This window comes from Candidatus Cloacimonadota bacterium, assembly GCA_034661015.1.
Lineage (GTDB): Bacteria > Cloacimonadota > Cloacimonadia > JGIOTU-2 > JGIOTU-2 > JAYEKN01.
Genome location: JAYEKN010000125.1, coordinates 1 through 3,682, shown reverse-complemented (window position 1 = coordinate 3,682; position 3,682 = coordinate 1). Strand labels below are relative to the sequence as shown.

General features: G+C 35.8%; 2 protein-coding genes. Both read left to right on the top strand.

Annotated features, from left to right (window positions below):
• Window positions 1-170 precede the first annotated feature (170 nt).
• Window positions 171-620, top strand: a complete 450-nt coding sequence (locus U9P79_05130) for a GNAT family N-acetyltransferase (protein MEA2104011.1) — start codon at window positions 171-173, stop codon at window positions 618-620.
• Window positions 547-3,165 carry a FlgD immunoglobulin-like domain containing protein gene (locus tag U9P79_05125; protein ID MEA2104010.1) on the top strand — a complete coding sequence of 873 codons (2,619 nt, stop codon included), beginning with the start codon at window positions 547-549 and terminating at the stop codon, window positions 3,163-3,165. Before U9P79_05130 ends, U9P79_05125 begins: the two co-directional genes overlap by 74 nt.
• Window positions 3,166-3,682 lie beyond the last annotated feature (517 nt).

Sequence of the window (3,682 nt, the reverse complement as noted above, 5' to 3'; positions counted from 1 at the left end):
AACCGTTATGCACCATTTGAGAAAAATTTGCGTATCTCAAAAAAAATTATTACAGTACCAAACTTGAAAATTTATTAATTAAAGAAAGGAAAATTATTTATGATTCCAACAGAAGTGTTTGATACAACAAACAAACCGAATTTAAAAGAAAAAAAAATGTAATTGATTTCTTGTATGACAATTTACAAGAATATGGAGACCCAAAACCAGACATTGAAAAAGCAGTAAATTATGCGTTAAAAGAAACGGCTTCTTTTGGTGGATTTATTTTAGTGTCTCATTTAGAAGACGAAATTTCTTGTGTCGTAGTGGTAAATCAAACAGGGATGAAAGACTATATTCCTGAAAACATCTTAGTTTATATTGCAACTCATAAAGAACACAGGGGAAAAGGAATAGGAAAAGTATTAATGCAAAAAACAATTGATTTAGCAAAAGGTAGTATTGCATTGCACGTTGAGCCTGAAAATCCAGCAAGATTTTTATATGAGAAAGTTGGATTTAGCAGCAAGTATATAGAAATGAGATATAAAAAGGAGAAAAATCATGAAAACAAAAAACATGTTTTTTATTGCCCTAACAGTGATCATCATTGTTGGAGCATATTTTTATTTCGATAATAGGCAAAATTCTCTAAAAAGGGAAAGGATAAGGAAACCTTACAAAGCTTTGATAAAGCGACCTTTTGGATCATCGCTGAAAAAAGAACCGGATGCAGTTACCAATGAATGGATGGCTTATCAACGCTGTTATCCGCATGATCAGATCAAACTGGAATCATACATCTTGGGAATGGAACAAGCTGCCGAACTTCACAGAAACTCTCCAGATGTGCGTTATGATTGGGAATTGGTTGGTCCGACAAACATCGGGGGAAGAATAACGGATTTGGTAATTCTTCCGAATTCACCGGAAACAATCTATGTAGGAGCAGCTTCGGGTGGTGTTTTCAAAACAATAAACAATGGTCAAAGTTGGGAAAATGTTTTTGCCAATGCACCTGTGATTTCTATTGGAGATATGGCTGTTGATCCGGATAATGAGGATATTTTATATGTTGGAACCGGTGAAGCAAATGCTTCAAGTTATAGTTTTTTTGGGAATGGAATTTACAAGACTACTAATGCCGGTGAAAGTTGGCAGCATATCGGTTTGGAACAGTCCGCATACATCGGGAGAATTCTTGTTGATCCTGCAAATTCCGAAAGGATTTTCGTGGCAGCTTGTGGAAATCTATTCACTCCAAATGAAGAGAGAGGAATTTATCGCAGTGATGACGGAGGGCTGACCTGGGATAGAAAATTGTTTATTACGGATTCCACTTCGGCAGTTGATCTGGTTCAGGATTCAGCAAATCCGAATATCCTTTACGCATCTATGTGGGAAAGAATGAGGGGATTAACTTACCGTCATTCTTTTGGTGAAACTTCCGGAATCTGGAAAACAACAGATGGGGGAGATAACTGGTTTGAATTAACCAACGGGCTTCCGACCGGAAATAATGTAGGCAGAATAGGAATTGATATATCAAAGACGAATCCGGATGTTCTTTACGCATTTTATGATATGCCGAATTCGGAAGTAAGAGTCTATAAAACTTCCGATAATGGAACGTCTTGGACAAGAACCAATGACGGTTATTTAGATGGAATGAACAGTTCCTTCGGTTGGTATTTCGGGCAAATCAGAGTTGATCCCACTGATGAAAATAGAGTTTATGTTCTTGGGGTGGAATTATACCGCTCGGATAATGCCGGAAATTCCTGGATTCTCCTTGCAGATTATGGAAATATGGATGAGATCCACGTTGATCATCACGCTCTTGAAATAGATGAAAATAGCGGAAGAATTATGGAAGGAAATGATGGGGGTTTATATTTCAGCTTTGATCTCGGTGAGAACTGGACAAAGATAGATAATATTCCTCTCACTCAATTTTACGCTATCGAGATCGATAAGACAAACCCATATCGAATATATGGCGGGACGCAGGATAATTCCACGATTAGAACCTTAACCGGAAATCTCGATGACTGGCATGTAATATTGGGTGGCGATGGATTTTATTGTCTCGTAGATTATGATGATCCTAACATAATTTATGCGGAATATCAGTGGGGAAGTTTGTTCAAATCAACAAATGGGGGAAGTTATATGTATCCCATTTATTACGAAATGCAAAACGATAGGAAAAACTGGTCTTCTCCTCTCGCAATGAATCCTGATCAATCAAATATTTTGTATTTCGGCACATACCGCATTTGGAAAACTTTAGATTACGGCGAAGATTGGACACCTGTCAGCGGTGATTTGACAGATGGAGACGTTGGTAGCAGCTATCATACGGTTACAACTATTGCGGTTTCACCTTTAGATCCGGAAATTATTATTGCCGGTACTGATGATGGAAATGTTCATGTTTCTCCAAATGGAGGGAATAGCTGGAACGATATTACTCCCGGATTACCGGATCGTTGGATAACAAGAGTTGCTGCCGATCCATTTGACCCTTCCATTATCTATGCTACTGTTTCCGGTTTCAGATGGGATGAAACTGCTCCTCATGTTTTCAAATCGAATAATCTTGGTTTGACATGGACAGACATCAGCTCTAATCTACCGGAGATTCCTATGAATTCAATCATTCTCGACCCCTCTATACCAAATCGGATATTTGTCGGTTCCGATGCCGGAATATTTTATTCGGACAACGGGGGAGATATTTGGACAAGTATTTCGGAAGGGATTCCTAACGTCCCCATTACAGATATGAAAATCCATAATGAAACCAGAACCTTAGTTATCGGAACTTATGGTTGTTCTGCTTATAAAATTGATCTTGATACTAATTTTAATGGAATTGGGAATAATGAAATTCAAAAAATAGTTGGAATTCTTCAGCAAAATTATCCTAATCCCTTTAATTCTGATACAAAAATTTCTTACTCGATATATGAACATAGCAAAGTGGAATTGACAATTTACAATATAAAAGGTCAAATAGTGAAAACTCTTGTAAACGATAATAAAGACATTGGAGAGCATTCTGTAACCTGGAATGGAAGGGATTCTGATAATAAACAAATTAGCTCGGGAAGCTATTTCTATAAATTAAAGATTAATGGCAAAACTGAAGCGGTAAAAAAGTGTATGCTGTTGAAATAATTGAAGACACCTTCTGAATCCCGAAGAAATTTAATAAACCATTGACTAAAATTTTTGGAAAAAGTTTGGAATCTTTGACAAAATTATGGGGGGATATAAATAAATACGAATAAATGTGAATGGAAAGTAAAAAAAATTTTGTGAAGGAGAATATGCAGATTGGATATGGTTTGTAAAATACAGGTAACAGAAATAGGTACTTTTGAGAATACAAATGATATGTTTAATAACTCATGGAAGTTGTATAATAACTCCGATTTTGGAGTTATTTCAAAACAAAATGCTATAATTATAGGTTAGTTATATAAAACAACTGAGGTTGACGTGGATATTAATGTTAGTGGTAATTCAGGAGGAAAATAGTTGGAATATTTAATTGAATCTTTGATGGAAAATTCTAAATCTGCAATGATTGGATGCATTGAGTTGTCTAAATATTATAAATTAGGAGCGTTAACTTAACTGTGTCTAATAATTGATTTTTCTAAGTTTTCGCAAGTAATTTTTTCAGAATTTG